The sequence below is a fragment of the Nonomuraea sp. NPDC050202 genome (assembly GCF_040656115.1).
Lineage (GTDB): Bacteria > Actinomycetota > Actinomycetes > Streptosporangiales > Streptosporangiaceae > Nonomuraea.
This window is the reverse complement of the sequence record NZ_JBFALF010000052.1, coordinates 13,116-39,516: the sequence shown is the minus strand read 5'-3', so window position 1 is coordinate 39,516 and position 26,401 is coordinate 13,116. Positions and strand designations below refer to the sequence as shown.

At 70.3% G+C, this 26,401-nt stretch carries 21 protein-coding genes and 1 pseudogene; 18 read left to right on the top strand and 4 right to left on the bottom strand.

Going from position 1 to position 26,401, the window contains the following annotated elements; translation table 11 throughout:
* Nucleotides 1-48 precede the first annotated feature (48 nt).
* Nucleotides 49-2,787, bottom strand: coding sequence for a BTAD domain-containing putative transcriptional regulator (locus AB0I79_RS57390; RefSeq protein WP_357893477.1), 2,739 nt, complete (start codon nt 2,785-2,787; stop codon nt 49-51).
* Nucleotides 2,788-3,071: 284 nt separating this feature from the next.
* On the opposite strand from AB0I79_RS57390, the gene AB0I79_RS57385 reads away from it, so the two are divergent.
* The 12 genes from AB0I79_RS57385 to AB0I79_RS57330 all read left to right on the top strand — a co-directional run bounded on the left by AB0I79_RS57385 (nt 3,072) and on the right by AB0I79_RS57330 (nt 16,013).
* Nucleotides 3,072-3,740 (top strand): response regulator, encoded by a 669-nt coding sequence (locus AB0I79_RS57385; RefSeq protein ID WP_357893475.1) that lies wholly within the window; start codon nt 3,072-3,074, stop codon nt 3,738-3,740.
* Between the two features lie 43 nt (nt 3,741-3,783).
* Nucleotides 3,784-5,439, top strand: coding sequence for an AAA family ATPase (locus AB0I79_RS57380; protein WP_357893473.1), 1,656 nt, complete (start codon nt 3,784-3,786; stop codon nt 5,437-5,439).
* Nucleotides 5,436-6,323, top strand: coding sequence for an ABC transporter ATP-binding protein (locus AB0I79_RS57375; protein ID WP_357893471.1), 888 nt, complete (start codon nt 5,436-5,438; stop codon nt 6,321-6,323). The genes AB0I79_RS57380 and AB0I79_RS57375 overlap by 4 nt, the downstream gene beginning before the upstream one ends.
* A gap of 2 nt (nt 6,324-6,325) precedes the next feature.
* Nucleotides 6,326-7,099, top strand: coding sequence for an ABC transporter permease (locus AB0I79_RS57370; RefSeq protein ID WP_357893469.1), 774 nt, complete (start codon nt 6,326-6,328; stop codon nt 7,097-7,099).
* Nucleotides 7,096-7,623: a hypothetical protein gene (locus tag AB0I79_RS57365; protein ID WP_357893467.1), complete on the top strand. Its 528-nt coding sequence runs from the start codon at nt 7,096-7,098 to the stop codon at nt 7,621-7,623. The genes AB0I79_RS57370 and AB0I79_RS57365 overlap by 4 nt, the downstream gene beginning before the upstream one ends.
* Nucleotides 7,620-8,720: a peptidoglycan-binding protein gene (locus AB0I79_RS57360; protein ID WP_357893465.1), complete on the top strand. Its 1,101-nt coding sequence runs from the start codon at nt 7,620-7,622 to the stop codon at nt 8,718-8,720. The genes AB0I79_RS57365 and AB0I79_RS57360 overlap by 4 nt, the downstream gene beginning before the upstream one ends.
* Nucleotides 8,717-9,382: an ABC transporter ATP-binding protein gene (locus AB0I79_RS57355; RefSeq protein ID WP_357893463.1), complete on the top strand. Its 666-nt coding sequence runs from the start codon at nt 8,717-8,719 to the stop codon at nt 9,380-9,382. Before AB0I79_RS57360 ends, AB0I79_RS57355 begins: the two co-directional genes overlap by 4 nt.
* Nucleotides 9,379-10,569, top strand: a complete 1,191-nt coding sequence (locus AB0I79_RS57350; protein WP_357893461.1) for an ABC transporter permease — start codon at nt 9,379-9,381, stop codon at nt 10,567-10,569. Before AB0I79_RS57355 ends, AB0I79_RS57350 begins: the two co-directional genes overlap by 4 nt.
* Before the next feature lie 175 nt (nt 10,570-10,744).
* Nucleotides 10,745-11,881: a globin domain-containing protein gene (locus AB0I79_RS57345; RefSeq protein WP_357893459.1), complete on the top strand. Its 1,137-nt coding sequence runs from the start codon at nt 10,745-10,747 to the stop codon at nt 11,879-11,881.
* Nucleotides 11,874-12,695, top strand: a complete 822-nt coding sequence (locus AB0I79_RS57340; protein ID WP_357893457.1) for a DivIVA domain-containing protein — start codon at nt 11,874-11,876, stop codon at nt 12,693-12,695. The genes AB0I79_RS57345 and AB0I79_RS57340 overlap by 8 nt, the downstream gene beginning before the upstream one ends.
* Nucleotides 12,696-12,995: 300 nt before the next feature.
* A complete protein-coding gene (locus tag AB0I79_RS57335; RefSeq protein WP_357893455.1) occupies nt 12,996-14,597 on the top strand; it encodes a ricin-type beta-trefoil lectin domain protein in 1,602 nt (533 codons plus the stop codon).
* A gap of 162 nt (nt 14,598-14,759) precedes the next feature.
* Nucleotides 14,760-16,013 (top strand): hypothetical protein, encoded by a 1,254-nt coding sequence (locus tag AB0I79_RS57330; protein WP_357893453.1) that lies wholly within the window; start codon nt 14,760-14,762, stop codon nt 16,011-16,013.
* A gap of 134 nt (nt 16,014-16,147) precedes the next feature.
* On the opposite strand, the gene AB0I79_RS57325 is transcribed toward AB0I79_RS57330, so the two are convergent.
* Both AB0I79_RS57325 and AB0I79_RS57320 read right to left on the bottom strand, forming a co-directional pair.
* Nucleotides 16,148-16,342 carry a hypothetical protein gene (locus AB0I79_RS57325; RefSeq protein WP_357893451.1) on the bottom strand — a complete coding sequence of 65 codons (195 nt, stop codon included), beginning with the start codon at nt 16,340-16,342 and terminating at the stop codon, nt 16,148-16,150.
* A 233-nt stretch (nt 16,343-16,575) separates the two neighbouring features.
* Nucleotides 16,576-19,866: a BTAD domain-containing putative transcriptional regulator gene (locus AB0I79_RS57320; protein ID WP_357893449.1), complete on the bottom strand. Its 3,291-nt coding sequence runs from the start codon at nt 19,864-19,866 to the stop codon at nt 16,576-16,578.
* A gap of 147 nt (nt 19,867-20,013) precedes the next feature.
* Here AB0I79_RS57320 and AB0I79_RS57315 point away from each other — a divergent pair, with 147 nt between their 5' ends.
* The 4 genes from AB0I79_RS57315 (at nt 20,014) to AB0I79_RS57300 (ending at nt 23,852) form a co-directional block, all read left to right on the top strand.
* Nucleotides 20,014-20,775 carry an SDR family oxidoreductase gene (locus AB0I79_RS57315; protein ID WP_357893447.1) on the top strand — a complete coding sequence of 254 codons (762 nt, stop codon included), beginning with the start codon at nt 20,014-20,016 and terminating at the stop codon, nt 20,773-20,775.
* Between the two features lie 84 nt (nt 20,776-20,859).
* A complete protein-coding gene (locus tag AB0I79_RS57310; protein ID WP_357893445.1) occupies nt 20,860-22,461 on the top strand; it encodes an MFS transporter in 1,602 nt (533 codons plus the stop codon).
* A gap of 245 nt (nt 22,462-22,706) precedes the next feature.
* Nucleotides 22,707-23,138: a nitroreductase/quinone reductase family protein gene (locus AB0I79_RS57305; protein ID WP_357893443.1), complete on the top strand. Its 432-nt coding sequence runs from the start codon at nt 22,707-22,709 to the stop codon at nt 23,136-23,138.
* Nucleotides 23,139-23,366: 228 nt separating this feature from the next.
* Nucleotides 23,367-23,852 carry a pyridoxamine 5'-phosphate oxidase family protein gene (locus tag AB0I79_RS57300; protein WP_357893441.1) on the top strand — a complete coding sequence of 162 codons (486 nt, stop codon included), beginning with the start codon at nt 23,367-23,369 and terminating at the stop codon, nt 23,850-23,852.
* Nucleotides 23,853-24,166: 314 nt separating this feature from the next.
* Here the strand turns inward: AB0I79_RS57300 and AB0I79_RS57295 are convergent.
* Nucleotides 24,167-24,301, bottom strand: a pseudogene (locus tag AB0I79_RS57295) (transposase); the annotation flags it as partial.
* A 487-nt stretch (nt 24,302-24,788) separates the two neighbouring features.
* On the opposite strand from AB0I79_RS57295, the gene AB0I79_RS57290 reads away from it, so the two are divergent.
* Entirely contained in the window at nt 24,789-25,064 is a 276-nt protein-coding gene (locus AB0I79_RS57290; protein WP_357893439.1) for a hypothetical protein, read from the top strand.
* Between the two features lie 58 nt (nt 25,065-25,122).
* A complete protein-coding gene (locus AB0I79_RS57285) occupies nt 25,123-26,172 on the top strand; it encodes a helix-turn-helix domain-containing protein (protein WP_357893437.1) in 1,050 nt (349 codons plus the stop codon).
* The last annotated feature ends 229 nt before the right edge of the window (nt 26,173-26,401 follow it).

Here is a 26,401-nt window from a genome sequence, read left to right as displayed (position 1 = left end):
CGTCACCCGGAACGGCCCTGACACCCTGACGGTGCCCGTCCCGGGTGACTACGAGGTGGGGTGGATGCCCAGGCCGCCGCCGTTGATGAAGGCGCGGGCCAGTTTCGCGCGGCGGGCCGTACGCTCCATCCCGGCCACTCTGGCGATCTCCTCGGCGGTCGCCAGGTCGTCGAAGGCGGCCTTGGGGTCGCCCAGCAGGATCCGGGTCGTGCCCAGATCGAGGAGGATGTCGGACTGCACCACCCGGTCGCCGATGTGGATGGCGATCTCCAGCGCCTCGATCAGCTCCGGGCAGGCCTTCTCCGGCGTGCCGGCCTTGGTCGCGTGCATGGCCACCGCCCGCCTGATCCTGGCCTCGCTGCGCAGGCTGCCCGCCTCCCTGCACAGGCTGAGCGCCCGGTCCAGGCAGCTCTGCGAACCGGCCTCGTCACCGGTGCTCTGCAACACCGTCGCCAGCCCCACCAGGGACTCGGCCTCGGCGATCGTGTCCCCGCTGCGGTGCAGCGCCGCGGCCGCCTCCTGGTAGGTCTCCCGCGCGGTGGCCGGCGTACGGTGCATCCGGTCGAGGTCGCCGATCAGGTTGAGGGTCAGCCCGCTGCCCTGCTCGTCGCCCAGCCGCTGGAAGAGCGTGAGCGCCTCCCGCAACTGCCGCGCCGCGCCGATGTGGTCGCCCACCAGCAGCGCGCGATAACCCAGCGAGTACGTCAGCACGGCCTGACCGCGTACGTTCGACCCCTTGGCGACGCTGGCCAGGGCGATCTGGTGCGATTCCAGCCACTTGTCGAGATGGGCGCCGCTCTCGAAGAGCGCCAGCGGCGCCACGGCCAGCTCCCAGCAGGTCTCCGGCTTGGACGCGGCCCGTCGTACCAGGGCGACGTGGGCGTCGATGTGCCTTTCGAACCAGGCCGAGCCCTGCCCCGTCCAGGCGGGCGCGCCGGTGGGGCGGAAGCGGGGCGCGGTGCCGCGCGGGATGGAGCCGTCCTTGCCCCGCATCGATTCGTGGGCGGCGTCGGTCAGGGCCAGCCAGCTGCCGAAGGCCCGCTCGACGGCCGCGTCCAGGTCGCACTGGCCGTCCTCGGCCCTGGCGCGGGCGTGGCCGAAGCCGAGCATCAGCTCGTGGCAGCGGTAGCGTTCGCCGCCGGGAAGGGGTTGGACGAAATGGGTTTCGGACAGCTCTTCCAGCATGACCTCGGCGGCGTCCAGGGAGACGTCGGCGAGCGCGGCGGCCGTCGTGGTGGTGATCTCCGGGATGCCGTAGTAGCCGATCCTGCGCACCAGCGAGCGCGGCTTCGCGGGCAGCTCGTGGTAGCCGCGCATCAGCGTGGACATGATGCCCTTGCCGCCGTGCCGCAGCTCGCCCATGATCCGCGACGGCTCGGCGAGGCGGTCGGCCAGGCGCCGCAGGCTGAGCTGCGGCCGGGCGGCCAGCTTGGCCGCCAGGATGTTCAGCGCCGCGGGCAGCCCCGCGCACAACTCCACGATCTGGTCGGCCGCCGCGGGCTCGGCCCGCATCCGGCGCGCTCCGGCCCCGGTCGCCAGCAAGGTCCTGGCCGCGCGGGCGTCCAGCGCGGCGACGGTCACCGTGACGGCGTCGCGGGGCAGCGCCAGCGGAGAGCCGCTGGTCACGAGCACGGCCGAACCGGAGCGTCCGGGCAGGAACGGCAGCACCTGCCCGGCCTCCGTCACGCCGTCGAGCACGATGAGCACCCGGCGCACGGCCAGGACGCTGCGCAGCAGCGCGGCACGCGCCCCCGCGCCCTCCGGGATCTCCTTGGCCGCCACCCCGAGCGCGGCCAGGAAGCCCGCCAGCACCTCCGCGGGGTCGCCGAGGTCGTCGGCGTATAACTGCCCGTCGGGGAAGCCGCCGGACACCCGGTGCGCCGCCTCCAGCGCGAGCGCGGTCTTGCCGACGCCGGCCGAGCCGGTGATCACCACGAGCGGGCTGGTCGGCCGCTCGGTCAGCGCCTCGACGAGCCCCCGTAGCTCGCCCGCGCGGCCGGGCAGCACGCCCGGGCGGGCGGGAAGCTGCCGCGGCACGTCGGCGTCCAGGTCTGCCGAGCCCAGCACCACGTCCTGGCGCAGGATGCGCAGCCGCAGGTCGCTCAGCGCGGGGCTGGGATCGGTGCCGAGCTCGCCGCGCAGCCGCTCCTTCATGTCGGTGAAGACCTGCAGCGCCTCGCTGGCCCGGTGGGAGCGGTAGAGAGCGATCATGAGCTGCGCGTGGAAGCGCTCCTTCAAGGGGTGCTGGTCCGTCAGGTGCTGGAGCTCGGCGATCAGCTCGCGGTGGCGTCCGAGCACGAGGAGGGCGTCGATGCGGGCCTCGACGGCGGCCAGCCGGCGCTCGTTCCAGAGCGCCGCCTCCGTCAGGAACGCCTCGCTGTCCAGGCCGGACAGGGCCGGGCCGCGCCACAGTTCGAGCGCGGCGCCCAGGGTCTCGGCGGCCTTGGCGTGCTCGCCCTCACTCGTCTGCCTGCCCGCCTGGTCGTACATGCGCAGGAACACGAAGGCGTCGATGGTGTCAGGGGTGGCGTCGAGGCGGTAGACGTTGTCCTGCACGTCGATGGTGACGCCGCAGCGCCGCAGCTCGCCGACCCCGCGATGCACCTGGTTCCGCGCGCTCTTGGCGGGGTTGTCGCCGTAGATCGCGTCCATGAGGTTCTCGGCCGAGGCCGAGTGGCCCGGGCTCAGCAGCAGGTGCGCCAGCACCGCCCGTGACCTGCGGGTGTTCAGCCTGATCTCGTTGCCTTGCCGCCAGATGGCCGGTTGCCCCAGGATTCCGAAGTGCATCAACCGCACCTGCTTCCTTTTGCCGCTTCCCGATCAGTCGTACGGACAGCTCGTCATGGTTGGGTGGGCGTCTTGATCGTGGCCATCGCGAGTGTGACTGAACCAACTTGCAACACACTTTCGGCTTGCCATAAATTGAGGGACCTTTGCAAGGGGTGTCACGTTATTCATCCCTTAATGTACGAAATATTCCTATTCGTCGTATTAGCGGCATGATAGATGTCACATCGCTTCGATGACACAGGCTCCTATCGGGGCAAATGTCGCGGAGTCAGACTCGTCGTATGCCTACCGCGTCGCCGATCAGCGTCTTACTTGCCGTCGACGAACAGATCCGGCGCGTGCTGGCCACCCTGCTCGCCATGGAGGAGGGCATCGACGTCGTCGCGGAAGCCGGCCACGGAGATGAGATCGCCGAGGCGGTCGGCCGGCACCGGCCGGACGTCGCCGTACTCGATGCCGAACTGACCGGGGTGGACGGTCTGACCGCCGCTCCGCGGATCGGCACCCACTGCGCGATCGTGGTCCTGACCAGCATCGGCCGGCCGGATTACCTGCGCAGGGCGGTGGCCGTGGGCGTGCGGGGCTTCCTCGGCAAGGACGCGCCGGCCGAGGAGCTGGCCGCGGCGATCCGCAAGGTCGCCGCAGGCGGCCGGTACCTGGACACCGAGCTGTCCGTCGCCTCCATGGCCATCGGGGACGACCCGCTCCCCGGTGGCGGGCGCGGCGCCTTCCGGCTCCCCGGCGACGGGCGGGCCGCCTCGCCGGACTCCGGCCCCGGGGACGAGCGCGGCTCCCCGCGCCCGCCCGGAGGCGCAGGCCCGGTGCGGACGACCGAGTTTCGTGCGCATGGGGCGACCGCGCGCTGGTCAGTCGCGAGCGCGTTGGTCAAGTTCAGCGCGTACAACCCGCGGGAAGCCGCCCCTACCGGATGGCGGCCTGGCCGGTTGTGACGCAATCCGACGACCGAACGTAGCGATCGCGAACGGGTGGATCATGCACAGCGAGGACGACGAGGTCACGGTGGAAGTGAACGGGGAAGAACTCGGCGTGGATCCGGACGCCACGCGCACCATACGCTTCCCGCCGCCGAAACTGCCCAAGGGGGTGAAACGCCCGCCTCCCGAACCTCCCCAGTGGTGGGAGCCGGACGCGGGCGACGACCGGCAGGCGGGGCAGGTCGCGCCGGGCGACCCGCAGGAACGATCAGGAGGGAAGGGCAGGCCTGCCGTGGGGCCGCCGCCGGGCCCGATCCAGCCGCCGCCGGGGCTGAACGCCTTCCAGGCGCCGCCGAACCCGCTCGGCCAGCCGGTCTGGGAGCCTTCCGCGCCTGACGTGCCGGTCTTCCCGCCTCCGCGGAGCGGCAGCCCCGGGGTGCCGGTCTTCCCGCCGCCCCAGAACAGCGCGGAAACGCCGGTCTTCCCGCCGCCCCAGAGCGGCCCGGAAACGCCGGTCTTCCCGCCGCCCCAGAGCGGCCCGGAAACGCCGGTCTTCCCGCCACCCCAGAGCGGCACAGAAGCTCCCGTCTTCCCGCCGCCCTGGAGCGGCCAGGAAGCGCCGCTCCTTCCGTCGCCGCGGAGCGGCGGGCCCGAGGCGGCGCCGGCGGACCAGGCGGCCTCGCCGCAGGCCAACCAGACGTGGCAACCCGCCTACCCGCAGCCCGGCTACCCGCAGCCCGACTCCCCGCGGTCCGCCACCGGGATGCCGGTGGCGGCGACGACCGCGGACAGCCTGCGACCGGACCGGTTGTTGCGCACCAGGCGCCGCCCGCCCACGGGAGGCTGGCGCAAGGCCGTCTACACGATGAGCGGCGGCCTCATCCACCTCGGGGACTCCAAGGCCGAACGCCGCCGCCAGGAACTCATCGAACGCATCAGGCAGCCGGTCACCGCCGGCCACTTCAGGGTCGCGGTGATGAGCCTCAAAGGCGGGGTCGGCAAGACCACGACCACCATCGGCCTGGGCTCGACGCTCGCGCACAACCGGGGCGACCGGGTCATCGCCGTCGACGCCAACCCCGACCGCGGCACCCTGTCGGAGAAGCTCAGGATGGAGTCGCCGGCCACCGTACGGCACCTGCTCAACGACCGGGGCGGCCTGTGGCGCTACGCCGACGTGCGCTCGTACACCTCCCAGGCCCCCTCGCGGCTGGAGGTGCTGGCCTCCGACCGGGACCCGGCCATCTCGGAGGCGTTCAACGCCGACGACTACCGCGCGGTCGCGCAGATCCTGGAGCAGTTCTACTCCATCGCCATCACCGACTGCGGCACCGGCATGCTGCACTCGGCGATGAGCGCGATCCTGGACATGGCCGACCAGATCGTCCTGGTCAGCCCGGTCACCGTGGACGGCGCCAGGTCGGCCTCGGCCACCCTCGACTGGCTGCAGGCCCACGGGCACGGGAACCTGGCCGTCAGCGCCGTCGTGGTGCTGTCGGCGGTGAAGAACCCGCGCAGGAACGCCGTCAACGTCACCGAGCTCAAGGAGCACTTCGCCCAGCGCTGCCGCGCGGTGATCGGCGTGCCGTTCGACCCGCACCTGGAGCAGGGCTCCGAGGTGGATCTCGACCTGCTGCGCACCTCCACCAGGGACATGTACCTGGAGGTGGCCGCCACCATCGCCGACCGCTTCAACGCGGGGGTGGCGTCATGACGGCCCTGCTCAACGTCACCGACCTGTCTCTGTCGCCGGCGCTGGAGGAGGTCTCCTTCACCGTCGAGCGCGGCGAGGTCGTCTGCGTGGTCGGCCCGCCGGGCGACGGCGCGGGCAAGCTGATGGAGTGCCTGGCCGGCGAGGCCGAGCCGGACGCGGGCCAGATCGAGATGCTCGGCGCGACGGTCGGCCCGGGAGATCGGCGGCCCGCGGGCATGGGGGCCGCCCTGCGCGGGGAACGGCTCCCCGACCGGATGCGGGTGGGCGACGCCGTACGTCTCTTCTCCCGCCTGTACGGCACCCGCGGCCTGTCCGGCCGCCTGACCGACCTGCTGGACCTGGAGCCGCTGCTGACCAAGCGCTTCGGCGTGCTCAGCGACGGCCAGCGCAGGCTGGTCATGATCGGCCTGGCCCTGGTCGGCAATCCCGAGCTGGTGTTGCTCGACGACCCGACCGCCGGGCTCAAGGAGGGCGGCAGGAACCGGGTCGAGCACGTGATCGACGAGCTGCGTTCCGGCTACGGCGGGGTGTGCGTGCTGCTCGACGACCTGGCCCAGGCCGAGCGGCTGGCCGACCGGGTGGTCCTGCTGCGCGATGGCCGCGTACTGGCCGAGGGGAGCCCTTCGCGGCTGATCGGGCTGCTCGGCTCCGTCCACGTGCTGAGCGTGCCGCCGCACCTGCGGGTGGACCGCCTCTCGGAGGTACGCGTGCTGCCCTGCGCCGCGGCGACCTACCTGTACGGCTCCCGCCCCGCGCTGGAGGCGGCCGTCCAGGAGCTGGCGCCCATGAGCGGTGACCGGGTCTGGTTGATCCGCCGGCCCACGCTCAGGGACGCCTACCTCACGTTGTCGGCCGTGCCGGAACCCGCCGCCCTGGAGGTATGAGCATGGCAGCCACCGTCTGGACCCTCGTACGCGCGCAACTGGCCCTGCTGTCACGCACGCCGCTCGCGTTGCTGGCCGTGCTCGCGCTGCCGTTCGCGATGCTGCTCGCCCTGATGCTGTTCATCGGTTTCTCCTTTCCGGCCCTGGAGTTCGGCGCCATGCCGGGCGTCAGGGTCATCGACCGGTTGTTGCCCGAGACGGCCGGTACGGTCGCCGCCTCGGCCGGGATCCTGGTGCTGACCCTGCACCTGTCGGAGATGCGGGACACGGGGTTGCTCGGCCGGTTGCGGCGCAGCCCCATGCGGGACGGGGCGTACATCCTGGCGCAGGCGATCGTGGCCGTCGTGCTGGTGGCGGCGTCCACGGCGCTGTTCATGGCCGTCACGTTCGTCCTCTACGGACCGCCGCGCACCTGGCAGCCGCTGAGCCTGGTGGCCGCGCTGCTGGCGGTCACCTACTGCTCGGTCAGTGCCGGGCTGCTGCTGGGTGGCCTGCGGATGCCCCGCGCCGGCGCCAGGATCGCCGCGCCGCTCTGCTTCGTGCTGCTCTTCCTCGGCAGCGGGCTGGGCGTGCCGCGCGAGGGCTGGGAGGGCGTGGCGCCGTGGTTCTACCAGGTCACCACGGTCAACCCGCTGGCCCAGCTCAACGACTTCGTCTTCGGCGCGTACGTGGGGCGGCTGTCGGAGACCTGGCCGGCCGCCGCCGGGCTGGTCGCGACCGCCATCGTGGTCAACCTGGTGACCAGGCGCGTCTTCAACTGGGAAGGTACGAAATGAGAGCGGTCATCCTGGCCGTGGTCGCGCTCGCCCTGCTGGCCGGCGGGTGCGCCGCGCGGGACGAGCAGCACCCCATCGCGATCGCCATCGCCGGCACCCCGCCCGCGCAGGCGGGGAAGCAGACCGGGAGTCAGGCCGGGCCGGCCAAGCAGGCGCAGGCCGCCGCCACGGTCGATCCCGACGACGCGTTGCTGAAGCTCGCCCAGTGCCTGCGCGAGCAGGGCATCGACGTGCCCGACCCCGGCTCGCCCGAGGACAAGACGTACCAGTACAAGGGGGACCAGGCGACCCTGCAGCGGGCGATGAAGGCCTGCGAGCAGTACACCTCGCAGATCCCCAACCCCTTCGACGACCCGAAGGCCAGGGACGCGGTCATCAAGTACGCCCGCTGCATGCGTGAGCAGGGCATCGACATGCCCGACCCGCCGGCGGTCAACCAGAACCTCGACCCGAACGATCCCAAGCTGCAGAAGGCGGCGCAGAGCTGCGTCAAGCTGCTGCCCGGCCAGGGAGGCACCGGATGAACGGGCGGCTCAAGGGCGTCGTCGCCGCGCTGGGCACCACGGTCGTCGGCAGCGCGGTCACCGCGGGCGGCGTGTTCGCCTCGGCGGCGTTGTTCGGCACCGGCCCGCACGCCAAGCCGGAACCCACGCCGACCGCGCGGCCGGTCTCCGCCGCCACCGAAACGATCACCCGTGGCGACCTGGCGGACCAGGAGAGCGTGGACGGCAAGCTCACCTACGCCGACAGCCGTACGATCAAGTCCGCCGCAGCCGGGACGATCACCAGCCTGCCCGCCGAGGGCAAGGAGATCAAGCGCGGCAAGAGCCTCTACAGCGTGGACCGCCGGGCCCGCATCCTCATGTACGGCAAGATTCCCGCGTACCGGACGCTCAAGGACGGCGTGAAGCGCGGCCCGGACGTCAAGCAGCTCGAACAGAACCTGCGGGCACTCGGCCACGCCCGCGGCGTCACGGTGGACAACCGCTTCACCGACGCGACTGAACGCGCCGTGAAGCGGTGGCAGAAGAAGAACGGGATGGAACGCGACGGCGAGGTGACGCCGGCGGACGTCGTGTTCCTGCCCGAGTCGGTACGTGTCGGCAAGATCGCCGTGGAGGTGGGCGACCAGGTCGGCTCCGTACGGCCCATTTTGGACGTCACCTCCACCGACCGGCTGGTCCGGATCAACCTGGACGCCGACAAGCAGGACATCGCCAAGAAGGGCAAGAAGGTCACCGTCAAGATGGCCAACGGCAAGAACGTCAGCGGCAAGATCATCAGTGTGGCGAAGGTGGCCACGGTGGCCGACCGCTCCGACAACCAGGAGAAGGGCGCCACGGTCGAGGTGGAGATCTCGGTCTCGGCCAAGGCGGCGGGCTCGCTCGACGAGGCGCCGGTGACCGTGGAGCTCACCAGGCAGCGCGCCGAGGACGTGCTCACCGTGCCGGTGGAGGCCCTGCTGGCGGTCCCGGAGGGCGGCTACGGCGTCGAGGTCGTGGACGCGAACGGGTCGGCCAGGCGGGTGCACGTGAAGACGGGGGCGTTCGGCAACGGCCGGATCGAGGTGGAGGCCGAAGGGCTGGCCGAGGGCATGAAGGTCACGGTGTCGGGCCGATGAACATCCTGGAGATCCGCGGGGTCAGCAAGAGCTACGGCCGGGTGCATGCCCTGCGCAACGTGGACCTGACCATCCGCAAGGGCGAGATGCTGTCCATCGTCGGCCCGTCCGGCTCGGGCAAGTCCACGCTGCTGCAGATCGCCGGCACCCTCGACCGCCCGTCCGCGGGCACCGTACGGGTTGCGGGGCACGACGTCAGCCGGCTGTCCGACAGCCAGCTCTCCGCGTTGCGCGCCCGCTACATCGGCTTCGTCTTCCAGCAGTTCCACCTCTCGCCCGGGCTGACCGCCCTCGACAACGTCGCCGACGGGCTGCTCTACAGCGGCCTGTCCAGGCGGCAGCGCAGGGAACGCGCGGCGGCGGCGCTCGATCTGGTGGGGTTGTCGCACCGTCTGGGGCACCGGCCGCACCAGTTGTCCGGCGGGCAGATGCAGCGGGTGGCGGTCGCCCGCGCGGTGGCGGGCCGGCCGCCGCTGCTGCTGGCCGACGAGCCGACGGGCAATCTCGACTCCGAGGCGGGGGCAGAGGTGTTGTCGCTGTTCAGGACGTTGAACGCACGAGGGATCAGCATCGCGATCATCACGCACGACTCCGAGGTGGCGCTCGCCTGCCCGCGTCGCGTGCGCGTACGCGATGGGCTGGTCAGATCCGAGGTCTCATGACGGCGCTGCGACCTGCCCGGCTGCGGCCGACCGATCTGGCCAGGATCGGCACGGCCGGTCTGCGGGCCAGGCCCGCCAGGGCGATCCTGGCCGCGCTCGGCATCGCGATCGGCATCGCCACCATGGTCACGGTCGTCGGCATCTCCGCCTCCAGCCAGGAGAAGCTCCTGCGCCAGCTCGACGAGCTCGGCACCAACCTGCTCAGGGTCTCGCCCGGCGACAGCCTCTTCGGCGACCCGGTCAAGCTGCCGGAGAACGCCGCCGCCATGGTCAAACGCCTCGACGGCGTCACCAACGCCGGCCAGACCGCCGACACCGGCACGACCGTCCGCCGCAACGACCTGATCCCCAGCGGCATCTCCCTGGGCATCACGGTGCAGGCCGCCGACCTCGACCTGCTGGCCACCCTCGACGGCAAGGTACGCCACGGCACCTGGCTCAACGCCGCCACGGAACGCCAGCCCGTGGTGGTGCTCGGCGCGGTGGCCGCCGAACGGCTCGGCCTGGTCATCCCGCGGGGCCAGGTGTGGATCGACAACCGGTGGTTCACCGTCATCGGCGTGCTGGAGAAGATGCCGCTGGCCGAGGAGATCGAGCGGTCGGCGCTGATGGGGTTCCCCGCCGCCAAGGAGTACCTCGACCACGACGGCCATCCCACCACCGTGTACGAACGCTCGACCGACGCGGCGGTGGAGAGCGTCCGCGCCATGCTGGCCCGCACCGTCAGCCCGGAGAGCCCGAACGAGGCCAAGGTCAGCCGGCCGTCGGACGCGTTGAAGGCCAAGGCCGCCGCGGCGGGCGCGTTCACCGGGCTCATGCTGGGCCTCGGCGCGGTCGCCCTGCTCGTCGGCGGGGTAGGGGTGGCCAACACGATGGTGGTCGCCGTGCTGGAGCGACGCAGGGAGATCGGTCTGCGCAGGTCGTTCGGCGCCACCCGGGGGCAGATCCGCGACCAGTTCCTGGTGGAGGCGCTGCTGCTGTCGTTGTTCGGCGGCGGGGCCGGGGTGCTGCTCGGCTCGCTGGCGACCTTCGGCTACGCGCAGTTCAACGCGCTGCCGACGGTGGTGCCGATGTGGGCGTTCGGCGGTGGGCTCGGCATGACCGTGGTGATCGGCGCGCTGGCCGGAATCTATCCCGCGCTGCGCGCCGCCCGTGTCCCTCCGACCGTGGCGCTGACGGCCCAATGACGAATCTTCCGCTCGAAGTGACCGGGCACCCGTTCATATCCGGCTCCGGCTGTTCATATAGCGCATTACGCGGCGCAGGAACCCGATTATGTCGCGAGATTTATGGACACTCCGACAAGCACTACCTAGACTGGCCGACAGCTATTCCCGATGCATGGGGCACGGGGGGATCCGCTTGAACTTCACACGACTCCGAGACAGTTTCGAACTGGTCGCCAAATACGGCGACAGCGTGCCGTTGTATTTGTTCTCCGACCTGTTCCTGAACGTCCCCGGCTACCGCGAGCTGTTTCCCGTCAATATGCGGAACCAGCGGGAGCGGCTGATGGAGGCACTGGCGTTCGCGGTCGAACACGCAGGCGCCCTGCACGAGATCACGCCCTACCTTCACCAACTCGCGCGCAGCCACCGCAAAATGGGCGTGCAGGCCGAGCACTACGCGAAATGGTGCGCCAGCGTCGTCAACACGATGCACCGCTTCTCGGGCAACCTCTGGGACGACGACCTCGAGCGCGAATGGCGCGAGTTCCTCACCGCGCTCACCACGGTGCTGGTGGACGGCGCCAGGCAGGACGCGATGAAGCGGCCCGCGCGGTGGACGGCCGAGGTCATCAGCCACGAGCGCAGGGCCGTCGACACGGCCGTGCTGCGCCTGCTCGTCGACAGGCCCTTCCCCTACGTACCCGGGCAGTCGGCGCCGATCGAAGTGCCGCAGTGGGCGAACCTGTGGCGCTACTACTCGATGGCCAACGTGCCCCGGCAGGACAACACCATCGAGATCCACGTCAAGGCCGACGGCGCGGTCAGCGCGACCCTGGTGCGCGAGATCCAGGAGGGTGACATCGTCCGCCTCGGCGCGCCGATCGGCACGCTGACCCTCAACCCCACCACCGGCCGGAATCTCCTGCTGGTCGCCGGCGGCACCGGTTTCGCACCGATCAAAGCGATTCTCGAACATGTGACCCGGCTGCCGGTGCCGCCGTGGGTCTCGGTGTTCGTCGGAGCCCGGGAACCGGACGGGCTCTACGATTTCGACATTCTGCGGACCTGGTCCGAGAAATATTCCTGGCTCAGCGTCAGGGCCGCGCTTTCCGACATTCACAAGCCGGAACTGGCGGCCTCGGGAACGGTCAGCGAAGTGATTGCCGGATACGGCCGGTGGGATGCGTACGACGCCTATGTCTGCGGCCCGCCCGCCATGGTCGACAGCACGGTCGAGATCCTGCGCGGAAATGGTTTCAGCGACAACCGGATCCGCCTGGAAAGGTTCGCCAGCAAGATCACCCCGTCACAGAGGTTCGTTCATGAATGACCCGGTGGAGCAGTTTCACGCCACATATTCACAGGAGCAGGACGGCAGCACGGGGTGGTCGGAGCCCGGCGAGACGACCGGCGCTTCGTGGGAGGAGCCGCAGTGGGACGAGCCGCGGGCGGCCTCGTCCAACGGCAACCACTCCGCCGAACGGCTCACCCCCGCCCAACTGCGGGCCGTCGTCTTCCGCCGCGCCCCGCTCGGGCGCCGCGGCCTCGACGAGGACCAGGTCAACAACCTGCTCGACCGGGTCGAGGAGGAGCTGAGCCGGCTGGCCCAGGAGAAGAAGGCGCTTGCGGCCGAGGTCGAACTGCTGCGCGGGTACGTCTCCGACTCCTCGGCGATCCCCGGACCGCAGCAGGAGGAGCCCGCCGCATCGGCAGCGTCGGTCACGCCTGCCGCGCCCGCGGCGCCGACGCGGCGGGGGACCGGGCTCGCGCGGGTGGAGCAGCAGGGACACGTGGAGTCGCAGACGGTGGCCAGCCGGATGCAGGAGGCGCACGTCTACGCGGCCCAACTGCTCTCGCAGGCCCAGCAGACCGCTGACCAGTACATTCAGGACGCGCAGCGGTACGCGCGAGAGCTGGTCGAAGACGCGCGTTACCGCAGGTCGGAGTTGCTCAGCAAGGAGCAGGCCACTCCCGGGCCGGAGAACTGGGAGCGGGAGGCCGCCCGGCTGCGTACCGCGAACCAGGAATACCGCGGCAAGCTGCGCGACTACTTCGAGCTGCTGCTCATGAACCTCGATGAGTGGGAGACGGCCGAGGGCATCAGCATGCCGTCCGCGCCCGGCTCCCCCGATCTCCCCGGCTGAGGGGCGTCACTTCCGCGTGGTGAGCGGGATCCCGCCGGGCCGTCTCGGCGGGCCCCTTCGGCCCGTAGCTGCTCCTGACTGCTCCGGCTCGCAATCCCGCCGGCAGGTGCTCCCGCCTCCTCCCGGCCAGGGCTTCTCCTGCCAGCTGGTTCTCGCACGATCTTTTCTCGGCGATGTGTTAGCGCTAACTTGGGGTTGATAGACGGATTCCTCTCCGGGCGGGCGTCAACGATCACGCGATAAGCGTGCGCAAACCGGCAGTGCCGCCGGCCCATGGTGCATGCCCTCAAGGAGAGAACCATGTCAAGCCCCACGTCTCGTCGCGCCCGCTCGACCGCGCGCGACCACGCCAGGTACCAGGACCATCTCGGCCGGACCGGCCGACGCGACCTTCCGGCCCGCGAGCAGACCACCGCGACGACGCACGAGAAGGGTTCCCCCATGGACACATCCCGAGCCAGGCGGCTGCTCGCCGGGCTGGCAGCCCTGGTGCTCCTGCCGATCACCGCAGTGGGCTTATGGACGACGCCCGCAGCGGCCGCGACCAGTCAGTTCCGCGGCATGAACTGGGCGGTGCTGGGCGACAACTTCAGCACCGGCCCGCTCGTCGTCGACGGGCTGAGCGGCTCCGACAGCTACGCCACCGTCCAGGCCAAGGCCAACGCGCTGTACGACGACATGCAGTCGACACTCGGCGTGAACACGGTTCGGCTGCCGATCAACACCCACACCGTCGGCACCACCTGGTGGAACGCCTACCGCGGCGCCGTCGACGCCGCCACGGCGCGCGGGTGGAAGGTCATCCTCGCGTACTGGGAGGACGGCGCGGCCTCCGGGGGCCGCATCACCAACCTGTCGGCGTGGAACTCGATGTGGTCGACCGTGACCTCCCAGTACGGATCGAACAGCCTCGTGTACTTCGAGCCGATGAACGAGCCGCACGGCTACAGTTCGGCCGAGTGGCGCACCATCGCCGCCGACTGGCTGGGCCACCACTACTCGGCTCCGCCGAACCGGGTGCTCGTCGGTGGCACCGGCTACAGCCAGGACCTTCGTGACCTGTGCAACGACTCGCGTTTCGCCGGCACGCTGTTCTCGTTCCACCACTACGCGTTCTTCTACTCGGCGAACACGTACGACGGCTGGCGGTCCCACGTCCAGACCCGCCTTGGCAACTGCGCCTCGCGGGCGGTCGTCACCGAGTTCGGGGCTCCGATGAACAACGGCCTGAACTACGCCGACGCGAACAGCACGGACAACTTCGTCCGCCACATCCGCGCCGTCACCCAGGTGATGCGGGACAACGCCATGGGCGGCACCTACTGGCCGGCCATCGGCGGCAAGCCCGGCGACATCGGCTACGACTGGTACTCGATGTACGCCAAGAGCGGCAGCGGCACCGACCTCAACCTCGCGATCCGCAACCCGTCCGGCGCGAACCGCCTGCGCTACGGCTGGGGCGACGCCGTCGACGGCGGCGGTGGCGCAACGACGACCCAGATCGTCAACCAGAACTCCGGCAAGTGCGTCGACGTCCTGCAGGGTTCGACCGGGAACGCCGCCGAGATCATCCAGTACACCTGCACCGGGGCCGTCAACCAGCAGTGGCAACTGCGCGATCTTGGCAATGGCTACCACAACCTCGTGGCGCAGCACTCCGGCAAGTGCCTCGACGTGAACAACGCCTCCACCGCGAACAACGCGGCCGTCATCCAGTACACGTGCGGCAGCGGCACCAACCAGCAGTGGCAACTCCGCGCCGTGTCCGGCACGAGCTACGTCGAGATCGTCGCCCGGCACTCGGGCAAGTGCCTCGACGTGTCCGGCCAGTCGACGGCAGACAGCGCCCGTCTCCAGCAGTACACCTGCTGGGGCGGCGCCAACCAGCGCTGGGACGCTTGAGGCCGCACCCAGCCGAAGCACGTGAACACGAAGGCATCGGGCCGCCGGAGGGCGAGCAGTCCACCGGAGCGTCGTCAGGCCGGCATGTTGACGCCGCCGGTGCGGCATGTTGTGATCCACACATGCGTATTTCGTACTTATTTAGTAGGAAATGAGGTGGTTATGAGGTTCCTCCGGCGTGCCGCCGTGATGGTCATGCTCCTGGTGAGCGCGGCGGGCATCCAGGCCGCGCAGGGTGGACCGGCGCAGGCGGCTCTGCCCACCGCCGCCGTCGCGCTCGGCGACAGCTTCGTCAGCGGGGAGGGCGCGGGGGACTACCAGCCCGTCGTCGACGCCTCCGGTACGGCACAGGCCTTCCCCGGCTGGTCGGCGCCCAACAGCAACGCCTACTTCTGTCACCGGTCGGCGAACGCCTCGGTGTTCACGGCATCGCTCCCGGGCATTCAGCAACGTTTCAACCTCGCGTGCTCCGGCGCCCAGCCCGCCGACATCGCCACCCCCGCAAGCGCCCGGGCCGAGGGCCGCGCCGTCGCCTCGCAACTCGATCAGCTGCGCGCCCTCGCCCGGACGCACGACATCGACGTCGTCCTCGTCGGCCTCGGCTCCAACAACACCCAGTTCACCTTCGGCGACGTGGCCACGCTGTGCGCCAACCGCTTCATCGCCGACGCCTGGACAGGCTGGTGGGAGTTCTGGGCCTATCTGAAGGGCGAAGTGCCACAGAAGCCCTGCACCGCCTCGGACCTGGCCACCGACACCGAGGTCGCCGCCGCCACCACCGAGACCACCGCGGCCCTGCGCCAGATCCTCGACACCCTCGCCCAGATCGACGCCGACGGCACCCACCAGGTGATTCTGCAGACCTACACCAACCCGCTGCCGCCCGACATCGCCCCGCAGTACCACGACGAGGACGGCCGCACCGACACCCGCGACAAGTTCCGCGCCCTCGGCGCCGAGCGCTACGCCGCCGGATGCCCGATCCACCGTGCGAGCCTCGCCCCCGGGCACGTGTTCTCCCAGAACCTCGGCTCCCTGGTCAGGAACGCGCATAGCACGCTGGCAGCCGAACGCCCGGCGGCCGACCTGCGCGTACTGGACGTCCAGAGGGCTTTCGACGGGGCCAGGCTCTGCGAGAACCCCGGCAGCCCGGCGGGCGCGCTCGCGACGCCGGTCCGGGTACAGGACGGGCCGTCCGGCACGTTCATCACCAGCCTGTCCGGCTGGGACAAGATCGGTATCCAGCGGGCGGCGAACACCTGCGTCACCTACTTCCAGACCTGCCAGGAGTCGTGGCACCCCAACGCCGCGGGCCACACGGTCCTCGGTCAGTGCCTGACCGGCGCCTTCGCCGCGGCGCCCCGCACGGTCGTCACGTGCGCCCGTAACGCGGACGGCACGCTCGCCATCTCCTGACGTCTCCTCAGCTTCGCGTCCGGCTTGCCTGGAGCCGGACGCGTCGCGAGACAGACAATCGGTCCGGACCGTCATATCGCAGATCGGACGTGGTATCAGCCCACAGCTTGGTCCGCGGCCAACCACGTCATGACCTACCCCAACAGTGAGCTGACGGGCGAGCCGGCGCCGCGACTGGGCTTCATCTCCAGCGTCGTCCAGATCGTCACCGCGTTCTTCCTGCCGTGGCTGGATGAGACGGTTGCTGTCATCAACGCCGCGATCGCTGCCGGGTTCGGCGTCTGGGTGACGATCAGCACCCGCGCGGCCGACAACGGCGGCTCCATCAAGGGCGCGATCCTGGGCGCGGTCCTGGATGGCGCTGGCCGGCTCTGCCGACAACCGCTACACCCTCGACCTCGTGCCGGCCATGCTTGCCTCGGACGTGCCGAAGCTGCTGGTGTGGGGCGAGGACGACACGTTCCAGAAGCTCGGCTACGCGGAGCGGTTCGCGAGCGAGGTCCCGGGCGGCTTCTCCGAAGTCCCGGCCCTCCGCAGCCCAGCCGGTGAAACCGCCCGGGGCCTACGGCTCGTACGGCTCGCGCGTCAAGATAAAGGTGTTCAGGTCCAGATGGTCACCAGCGACGGTGATCGTCTCATCCGCGTAGTAGCCCTGCTCGAACCCGGCTTCGAAACCCGCTTCCCCCAGCGCCGCGCTTAGCGCCGTGCTGATCCGGTCCACGTCACCGCGTTCGGCAGCCGGCAGCGGCGCGTCCACCGAGGCGCGGGCCGCGGACGCCGCACCGAGCAGGCGCGCAGCCCGCAGGGGGTGCCCGGCGAGAGCGCTCGCCCCGGCGAGTCCCTCCAGGGCCAGGGCGAACGCCCGCGGATCGCCGGTGTCCCGGGCCGCGGCCAGCCCTTCCAGGTGCAGCGCCAGCGCCGTCTCCGCATCCCCGCGCAGCTCCGCGACGAAGCCGAGCTCGGCCAGGATCAGCGCCGACCCGTACTCCGCGTCGAACTGCCGGTTCCACTCCAGCCAGCGGCGCAGATACGACTCCGCCCGGTCGAGCCGACCCTGCCGACGCGCCCCCAGGGCGAGCCCGAGCTCGGCGAACTCCTCGGCCGGCTGGTCTGCCTGCTCGACGGCAAGGCGCCTGGCCCGCTCGTGGAACTCCTCGGCCCTGGCGTCGTCACCGGTGAGCAGGGCGATCCTGCCGAGCTCGGACCAGCGCATCGAGGCGTCGGTCCACAGCCCCAGCTCCTCGGCCATCCGCAGCCCCTCCCGGTGCAGGCGGGCGGCCTGCGGATAGTCGCCCTCGATCTCCGCGAGCCGTCCCAGCACGGCCGTGGCCTGCAGTTGTCCCCACCGGTCACCGGCCTCGCGGAAGAGCTCGAGACTCTCCTCGCCGTCGCGCCGGGAACCCTTCAGATCGCCGCACACGTACGTCTGCATGCCCCGAATGCTGAGGCCTGCGGCGAGTCCCCAGCGGTCGCCGAGCGCACGGGACTCCATCAGCATCCGGTTCAGCAGTTCGGTGCCCACCGCGAAGTCGCCGAACCTGGTGACCGCATGGGCGAGCAGCCAGCCCGCGATGACCCGCTCGTGCGGGTCACGGATGCCCTCGTACAGCTCAAGGACGGCCTGGCTGTGGCGCGCGGGTCCGTCCGGGGCGCCGGACAGCAGGCTCATCCCGGTGTGCCAGGCCACGGTCCCCGGCCGATCCGGCACCCGGCCGGCCGCGGGATCCGCCACACTCTCGCTGCCTCCGGGAGGGTTCTCGGGCAGGGCGAGGGCCAGGGCGAGGTAGCGTTTGGCCTCGGTAAGGCGGCCGCGCAGGAACCAGTACCAGGCCGTCGCGTGGACGAGCCTGCGCATCAGGCGACCGTCGCCGTCGGCGGCGGCGCTGTCGAGCGCGCTGCGGATGTTGGCGGTCTCGGCGTCCAGGCGCCGCAGCCAGTACCGCTGATCGGCGCCGCGCAAGAAGGAGTCGGCTCGCTCGGCGAACGTCACGTAATAGGACGCGTGAGCATGCCGTACCCGCGCATACTCGGTTTCCCGCAGCCGCTCTAGAAGGTACGCCGACACCGACTCGAGCAGCCGGTACCGGGTGCCGTCGGCCTCGTGGGCGACCAGCACGAGGGAACGGTCGACCAGTCGGGTCAGCAGATCCAGGACTTCGGCGGGCTTCACACCGGCACCGGCGCAGACCGCCTCTGCCGCCTCCAAGGTGCAGCCATCGGAGTGGATGGCGAGCCGGCGCAGCACCGCCTGCTCGGCCGAGGTGAGCAGCTCCCAGCTCCAGTCGATCATCGCGCGCAGGGTCTGCTGTCGTGCCGGAGCGCCCCGATGGCCACCGGTGAGCAGCCGGAACCGATCGTCGAGACGTTCGGCGAGCTCATTCACGTCGAGGACCCGGACCCGAGTCGACGCCAACTCCAGGGCCAGCGGAAGCCCGTCGAGCCGGCGGCAGATGGAGGCGATCGCACGGGCGTTGCCGTCGGTGAGGGCGAAGCCGGGCGAGGCCGCCGCAGCGCGGTCGAGAAACAGCCGCACCGCGCTCGACGCCCGCAACACCGCCTGATCGGACGAGTCCGCGGGTAGTCCAAGCGGGGGCACCGGCCAGACCTGCTCGCCCGAGACGTTCAGTGGTTCCTGGCTGGTGGCGAGGATCCGTACGCCTGGCGCGTTCCGCAGCAGCGCCTGGGCCAGGCCGGCGGCGGCCTCGACGATGTGCTCGCAGTTGTCCAGGACCAGCAGCAGGCGCTGGGTGCGAAGCACGTCGGACAGGCGGTCGAGCAGCGTGCGCGACGGGCGGGAGCGGCCGGCGTCGTCCCGGACCTCCAGCGTCGCGGCCACGACCTCGGCCAGTTCGTCGTCCGTGGTGGCGGAGGTCTGCGCGGCCAGCTCCACCAGCCAGACGCCGTCCGGGTGCGATCCGGTCAGGCCGGAAGCCACCTCCACCGCCAGGCGTGTCTTGCCGACTCCGCCAGGTCCGGTCAACGTGACCAGGCGACCCGCTGCGATCAGGCCGCGGACCTCGTCCAGCGAGTCCGACCGTCCGACCAGGGCGGTGGCGGGGGTGGGCAGGTTGGTGTGGCGGCGCGGGGTGGAGACGGCTGCCGAGCCCGCCCGCAGGGCCGGGGCCTGCCGCAGGATCTCCTGTTGCAGGGCGGCCAGTTCGGGGCCCGGTTCGAGGCCCAGTTCCTCCTCCAGGCGGCGGCGTAGATCCTGGTAGCTGTCCAGCGCCTCGCTCGCCCGGCCCGCGCCGTACAGGGCCCGCATATGGGCCGCGCGCAGCCGTTCCCGGAGCGGGTGGCGGCCGGTCAGGTCGCCGAGCTCCCCGGCGAGAAGACCGTGCTCGCTCAACTCCAGGCGGGCCTCGGCCTGCTCCTCGATGGCCAGCAGGCGTTGCTCCTCCAGGCGTGTGATGGCCGCGCGCGCGAAGTCCTCGTCGATGAAGTCGGCGTAGGCGGGGCCGCGCCACAACGCCAGCGCCTCGGTGAGCAGCTCGGCGCGCTCGCGAGGGTCGGCGGCGGTACGGGCCCGTGTGGTGAGCGTGCTGAACCGGCCCGCGTCCACGGCCTCGTCCGCCACGTCGAGGACGTAGCCGAGGGCCCGATGCACCACCAGGCCCTGCCCCCCGGACCGGGCGAGCACCCGCCGCAGCCGCGACACCAGGGTCTGCAGGGCACCCGTGGGGTTCGCCGGTGGCGCGTCACCCCACAGTTCGTCCACGAGCCGGTCGGCGGAGACCACCTGTCCCCGGGCTGTCAGCAGAGCCGCGAGAAGCGCGCGCACCTTCGACTCCGGCACCACCACCGGTTCACCGTCCGCCGACCAGACGGCAAGCGGACCCAACACCCCGAAACGCATGGAATCACCGTACGGCCACGTGGCCCATGCCTGGCTTGTCAGCGCACCGCAAGCGGACCGAGAGAAGACCGCGAGCGCGGTCCCGCACGCTCTGGTGTGCCGGTGGGAACCGGCACACCACCCGCACCATCTGAGCAGGGAGTCACCATGAGCAGGTTCGCAGGCAAGAAGGCCGTCGTCACGGGCGGTACCCACGGGATGGGCCTGGCCATCGTCGAAGCGCTCCTGGAGGGCGGGGCCGAGGTCGTGCTCACTGGCCGCAACGAGAAGAAGATCGAGCAAGCGCGTACTGCGCTGAAGCCGGACTCCGCGCACGTCGTACGCTCCGACGCGGCGAGCATGGCCGACATCCGCGCCCTGGCCGGGACCGTACACGACAGGCTCGGCCGAATCGACTACCTGTTCGTCAACCATGGCATCGCCGAGGTGCAGACGCTGGAGGAGGTCACCGAGGACTCCTGGGACCGGCACTTCGCCGTCAACGCCAAGGGCGCCTTCTTCACGGTGCAGAACCTGTCGCCATTGATCAACGACGGCGGGGCGATCGTCTTCACCACCGTCGCCAACGACCTGATCTTCCCCGGCTTGAGCGCCTACTCCGGCTCCAAGGAAGCGGTGCGCGCCATCTCCCACGTCCTGGCGGCCGAGTTCCTGCCACGCAAGATCCGCGTCAACTGCGTCGCCCCCGGCTACATCAAGACCCCGACCATGGGCGTCGCCGGGCTGAGCGAGGAAGAGCGCCGCGAGTTCGAGCGGCAGGGCAGCGAGACCACTCCGCTGAAGCGCAACGGCACCGTCGAGGAGGTCGCCGCGGCCGCGCTTTTCCTGGCAGCGGACGCGACCTTCACCACCAACGTCGAGTTCCCGGTCGACGGCGGGTTCGCCCAAGGCCTCAGCGGCGCGCACTGAGCCACGCCCCCGCTTGCCCAGCCGCCGCCCCGCCCGTGCGCGGGGCGGCGACCTCCATGAACAGACGAACCGAAAGGTCAGACCATGACTTCGAGTAGTACCGTCGGCAGCGCGCGAGCCGGCCGGCGGGAGTGGACCGGGCTCGCGATGCTCGCCCTGCCCAGCATCCTGCTGTCGCTGGACGTGACCCTCCTGCATCTGGCGGTGCCGCACCTGGGCGCGGCCCTCGCACCCAGCAGCACCCAAATGCTGTGGATCATCGATATCTACGCCTTCATGATCGCCGGCTTCCTGGTCACCGCAGGCACCCTGGGCGACCGGATCGGCCGGCGCAAGCTGCTGCTCAGCGGTGCTCTGGCCTTCGGCGCCGCCTCACTGCTCGCCGCCTATGCCGGCAGCCCCGAGATGCTGATCGCCGCCCGGGCCCTGCTCGGCATCGCCGGCGCGACCCTCATGCCCTCCACGCTCGCCCTGATCAGCAACATGTTCCAGGACCCCAAGCAGCGTGGCACCGCCATCGGGATCTGGGCCGCCAGCTTCTCCGTCGGCATCGCGCTCGGCCCGGTCGTCGGCGGAGCCATGTTGGAGATGTTCTGGTGGGGCTCGGTCTTCCTGCTCGCCGTCCCCGTGATGGCTCTGCTGCTGATCAGCGGCCCGCTGCTGCTGCCCGAGTACAAGGACAAGAACGCCGGGCGGATCGATCTGCTCAGCGTCGTCCTGTCCCTCGCCGCGATCCTGCCCGCCATCTACGGCGTCAAGGAGATCGCCAAGCACGGTGTGCAGAGCACGCCCCTGATCGCCCTGGTCGTCGGCCTGGCCTTCGGCATCGTCTTCACCCGCCGCCAGCTGCGGCTCGACAACCCGATGCTGGACCTGAGCCTGTTCCGCAGCCGGGCCTTCAGCATCGCCCTCGGCGTGATGCTCTTCGCCGCCGTCGCCATGGGCGGCATCTACCTCTTCGTCACCCAGTACCTGCAGATGGTCGCCGGGCTCTCGCCGCTGAAGGCGGGCCTGTGGCTGCTGCCCGCCGCCGGGCTCCTGATCGCCTCATCGATGCTCGCCCCGATCGCGGCCCGCCGGATCCGTCCCGGCACCGTCACCGCCATCGGACTGATCCTGTCTGCCATCGGCTACGTCATTCTCACCCAGGCCGACGCCGGCAACACCGGGCTGGCCCATGTCGTCATCGGCTTCAGCTTCATCTACACCGGCATCGGCCCCGTCATGGGTCTGAGCGTCTCGCTCATCGTCGGCTCCGCGCCCTCCGAGAAGGCCGGCGCAGCCTCCGCCCTGCAACAGACCAGCAGTGACCTGGGCCTCGCGGTCGGCATCGCAGCCCTGGGCAGCCTCGGCACCACCGTCTACCGCAACAGCATCGCCGGCGAACTGCCCGCCGACGCCCCGGCCGAGGTGGCCGACGCCAGCCGCGACACCCTCGCCCGAGCCCTGGAAGCCACCCGTGACCTGCCCGGATCAATGGCCGACCAGATCATCACACCCGCCCGCGACGCCTTCGCGTCCGGCCTCAACGTCGTCGCCGTCGTCGGAGCGATTCTGGTCACCGCACTCACGATCCTCGCCCTCACCATGCTCCGCCACGTGGCCCCCGCCAACGCGGCTGCGGCGCATCCCGAGGAAACCACTCCCCAGCTCGACGGTTCGCGCCGAGAAGGACAGCTGGTCTGAGTGGGATCAGCAAGAATTTCATCCCTCGACTCCGGCCCCGGCGCCTTTCGAACGGCGTCACACCACGACCCAGCTCAAGGAACTGCAACCAGTGCAGATTCCGCACCTGTTCAACGAAGAGCGCTCAAATGATTTCTCGACCTCCCACCGCTCTGCGGCGCCCGGCTCCACGCTTCGGACACCGCGCCGCGCGTGAGCTCGCGGTCGACGCCGGATTCGCCAGGACATCACCGAGGGAGACCACCATGTGGGACGACGCCACCGACAGCCCCGACCGCTCGGTCGCCGAGCACGTCCGCCGCTACCTGGCCACGGACGGCCGTGACGGCTACCTGGAAGGAGGGATGACCAACCTCGTCCTCACCGTCAAGGGCAGGAAGTCTGGACGGTGGCTGCGCACGGGACTGTTCTTCGGCGAGGAGGACGGCCGCTACGTCCTGATCGCGTCCGGCTCGGCCGTGACCCACACGCATCCCGCCTGGTACCTCAACGTGGTGGCCAACCCCGAGGTCGGCGTGCAGATCCTCGGCGAGCGGTTCACCGCCCGAGCGCGTACCGCCGAAGGGCCGGAGCGGGAACGGCTCTGGCACATGATGACCAGGCTCGCGCCGGTCTACCGGACCTACGAGGCCCGAAGCCGCAGGCAGATCCCCGTGGTCGTCCTGGAGCGCATCTGACCAAGGCCGACGGATCCACCAGCGCCGGCTCCTGCGCAGCAGGGAGCCCACGGACATTGCCCAGGCCGGGCGGATCGCCCGGCCTCATCAGCCAGGGCCGGATCCGCTCCGGTGGGCGGCTCAGGTCATGGTCAGCCTCTCCGCCGGAACCGCGCCGGTGGTCCGCTGGTGGTGCCCGAACCAGCCCAAAGTCCGCCGCCGCAACCGTTTAGCAGCAAGGAGAGACCGATGACCAACTACGTGACGTCGTTCGCCGAGATCAAGGACCAGTTCGACAGCTACATCGGCGACATCGTGTACGCGACCATGACCACGGTCGACCAGAAGGGACGACCCCGAGCACGAGTGCTGATCCCCGTCTGGGAGAGCGTCGACGGCCTGCCGCTTGGCTGGCTCGCCACCTACAAGACACCGGTCAAGGCCGCCCACCTGGCAGGCAACCCGCACAGCACGTTCTCCTACTGGACACCGAGGCAGAACGCGGTGAGCATCGACACCGTCGCCACCTGGGCTGACGACCTGGAGACCAAGCGCCACGTGTGGGACCTCTACCGACGTACAAGCCCGCAGGGGGCCGGCTACAACCTGGGCAACTTCTGGCGCGACCCGGGCGACCCGAAGCTGCACGTGCTACGGCTGGAGCCGTGGCGCGTGCAGGTGATCAGGGGCGGCGAACTGCCCGGCAGACTCTGGTACGCGCCGGGGAAACGCTGAACGACCTGAAGACGCCGCCGAACCGTCCCTCCTCTTCGAGCAATGGTCGAGATCTGTGGATCATGAATACCCAAGCGGCTGTGGGGGACGGGTGATTCTGCCGGGCGTTCGACGAGTTTGCCGTCGATGAACCGGCGCGGACGGTGGGCATCGTCGCGCCACATGTGGCGGATGATCACGTTGGCGAGTTGACGCTTGTGGCTCCGCCGGGCTTCCCGTTTGCTCTTGTTCTCGGCCGTCTTCTTGGCCAGGTAGGCCTTGGCCGGTGGATGGCAGCGTACCTGGGTGACGTGCACAGTATGCAACTGCGCTTCGGTCCGAAAGCGCTGTGGGTCACCGACTTCGACCAGCAGTCGCAGCGCAAGGACCGGGCCGACGCCGCAGACCTCGGAGAGGGGGCAGGCGAGAGCCTGGGCATGGATCGATCGATGAGGAGTGGTCTGCCTCACATCCTGTCACAACCTGCGCTGGGGCTGTGTCTTATGTTCGAACCCTGGAGACGAAGGGCACATCATGACCAGGACTACCAACGTGGTTGTGATCGTCGGTGAATACGCCGGCGGGCCGGCGGGCAATCGCCTGACTCAGCGCCGGGACGTGTGCGTGACGCTCATCAACACGTGCCCGAGCTTCTTGGAGCGGGTCCGACGAGGGGGCCGTCGGATGCCAGAACATCCTGGCCGGCAGCGTCCGGCTGGTCATGGGGGCTGTGCCCTGCTCGTGCCAAGGTCGTCCTCACCGGCGCTGAGCAGGTGGCCCACCTCACCTTCCCTACTCTGCTCGCCCCTGCGGTCGGCGTGGGCAGTGCCGCCGCCCGCCGTCTGGGCATGCTGGGCCGGCTGACCGATGGCGGTTCTGACGGCGCCAGATACGCCATCGACCGGGGTGGCAGGCGCCGACCTGCTGAGCACCATGCCGGCCCGCCATGGAGACCACGTGACCGGAGCCTTGATGCGATGGGAGCGGCAACTGGGCCTGTCGATCGATGAGCTGCATGGCACTCAGGTTCGAATGCGCAGCCTGTTCGTCGCGGCCACCCGGCTCGAACTCGCGCTGCGCAGTGTGATGCTGCCCGTCAGCAAGATGCCGCTGACCTCAGCGTTGTTTGTCCGAGGGCGCACCAAAGGGAGGAACGGCCCGGATGAAGGACATCGACTTCGCTCGACCTGGCCCTGCTCAGCCCCTCCGCGCGCAGGAGGGAGGATCCAGTGATCGCTTGGGGCAGCGACACGTCGACTACAGGGGCATTCTCCTCCCGGAGGACATTCCGATGGTGAGCAACGCGATGCAGGACGGCATGGAAGTGGACGGTGCAAAAGGCACCGTCTCGCCACACCTGACCCGCCTGCTGGTTCGTGCCGGCCTCGCGGCAGGCCTGGACCGGTCACGCCTGGCCGGCGTCCCAGGCCTGGCCGTGCTGAATCAGAACGGGATCCGTATCCCCACCGCCACCTGCCTGCGGGTCTGGGAGCTGGTGGCCGGAGTGGCATGGGAGGCGGGGGGCAGCGAGCGGGTCATGGAGCTGTGGCGGCCGGGCGCGCTGGGCGTGTGGGACTACCTGTTCCGCGTCTCCGGCACCCTCGGCGACGCGCTGGACGCCGCCGGCCGCCATCTCACGGCCATCGCCGATCCCGCCGACCGGTTTCTCACCATCCGTGATGACGACGGGGTGACGGTCACGTATCAGGGACCCTACCGGGATCACCCGCAGTATCCGTTGATCGGCGAATTGGTGCCGCACATGCTGCTCGTAGTGGCGAGTTCGGCAACCGGGCGACGGCTGGCGCCGGTACGCGTGCGGTTGCCACAGCGCGCGTCCACAGCCGCTCGGCACGTCGCCGAGCTGTATAACACCACGGAGGTCGAGTTCGAGGCCGATCATCCGTCGATCACTTTCGCCGAGGCGGACACTGACGTTTCCCTGCCACGCGCCGACCCTGCGCTGGCCGCGATCTTGGAGGACCATGCGCGTCTTTCCACGGTGGTCGCCCGACCGGTGTGGAAGTGGCTGGACCGGTTCCATGCCACCCTCGAGTCCGCGGTCGCCCAGAGCCCGCCGGGTCTTGATGAGGTGGCTTCCCGTCTGGCGATGAGCCCCCGGACCCTTCAGCGGCGCCTGCGCGAGGAGGGCACGACCTGGCGAGCAGAGCTGGAGAAGCTCAGGCAGCGCCGGGTGGAGCACCTGCTGCGGGAGACCTCGCTCAGCGTGGAGTCCATCGCCACGCGGGTCGGCTTCACCGACTCCAGATCGCTGCGGCGCGCCGTCCACCGCTGGTACGGCCACGGCCCGGCGGCGATTCGCGCAAGCGGTCCGACCTAGTCCAGGCGTGCGGCCGCCAAGGTACTGGAGCAGCAGGGGCGTCGGCCACTGACCGGCTACTTGGGCGAGCTGTCGGCCAGGGTAACGGACTCGATCTTCAACCTGCCGGAGACGACCGGCGTCCGACGCGCAGGCGGTCTGCGGGAAGCCTCATGCGGGCCTGCGCCAAGGTCAGAGTCCGAAGGGGCCCGTGGGGCCACGTCCACGGGACGTGACCCCACGCCCGCAC

Coding starts and splice junctions, on each gene's coding strand:
- AB0I79_RS57390 (WP_357893477.1), bottom strand. CDS start 2,787: ATGCACTTCGGAATCCTGGGGCAACCGGCCATCTGGCGGCAAGGCAAC.
- AB0I79_RS57385 (WP_357893475.1), top strand. CDS start 3,072: ATGCCTACCGCGTCGCCGATCAGCGTCTTACTTGCCGTCGACGAACAG.
- AB0I79_RS57380 (WP_357893473.1), top strand. CDS start 3,784: ATGCACAGCGAGGACGACGAGGTCACGGTGGAAGTGAACGGGGAAGAA.
- AB0I79_RS57375 (WP_357893471.1), top strand. CDS start 5,436: ATGACGGCCCTGCTCAACGTCACCGACCTGTCTCTGTCGCCGGCGCTG.
- AB0I79_RS57370 (WP_357893469.1), top strand. CDS start 6,326: ATGGCAGCCACCGTCTGGACCCTCGTACGCGCGCAACTGGCCCTGCTG.
- AB0I79_RS57365 (WP_357893467.1), top strand. CDS start 7,096: ATGAGAGCGGTCATCCTGGCCGTGGTCGCGCTCGCCCTGCTGGCCGGC.
- AB0I79_RS57360 (WP_357893465.1), top strand. CDS start 7,620: ATGAACGGGCGGCTCAAGGGCGTCGTCGCCGCGCTGGGCACCACGGTC.
- AB0I79_RS57355 (WP_357893463.1), top strand. CDS start 8,717: ATGAACATCCTGGAGATCCGCGGGGTCAGCAAGAGCTACGGCCGGGTG.
- AB0I79_RS57350 (WP_357893461.1), top strand. CDS start 9,379: ATGACGGCGCTGCGACCTGCCCGGCTGCGGCCGACCGATCTGGCCAGG.
- AB0I79_RS57340 (WP_357893457.1), top strand. CDS start 11,874: ATGAATGACCCGGTGGAGCAGTTTCACGCCACATATTCACAGGAGCAG.
- AB0I79_RS57335 (WP_357893455.1), top strand. CDS start 12,996: ATGTCAAGCCCCACGTCTCGTCGCGCCCGCTCGACCGCGCGCGACCAC.
- AB0I79_RS57330 (WP_357893453.1), top strand. CDS start 14,760: ATGAGGTTCCTCCGGCGTGCCGCCGTGATGGTCATGCTCCTGGTGAGC.
- AB0I79_RS57320 (WP_357893449.1), bottom strand. CDS start 19,866: ATGCGTTTCGGGGTGTTGGGTCCGCTTGCCGTCTGGTCGGCGGACGGT.
- AB0I79_RS57315 (WP_357893447.1), top strand. CDS start 20,014: ATGAGCAGGTTCGCAGGCAAGAAGGCCGTCGTCACGGGCGGTACCCAC.
- AB0I79_RS57310 (WP_357893445.1), top strand. CDS start 20,860: ATGACTTCGAGTAGTACCGTCGGCAGCGCGCGAGCCGGCCGGCGGGAG.
- AB0I79_RS57305 (WP_357893443.1), top strand. CDS start 22,707: ATGTGGGACGACGCCACCGACAGCCCCGACCGCTCGGTCGCCGAGCAC.
- AB0I79_RS57300 (WP_357893441.1), top strand. CDS start 23,367: ATGACCAACTACGTGACGTCGTTCGCCGAGATCAAGGACCAGTTCGAC.
- AB0I79_RS57285 (WP_357893437.1), top strand. CDS start 25,123: ATGGTGAGCAACGCGATGCAGGACGGCATGGAAGTGGACGGTGCAAAA.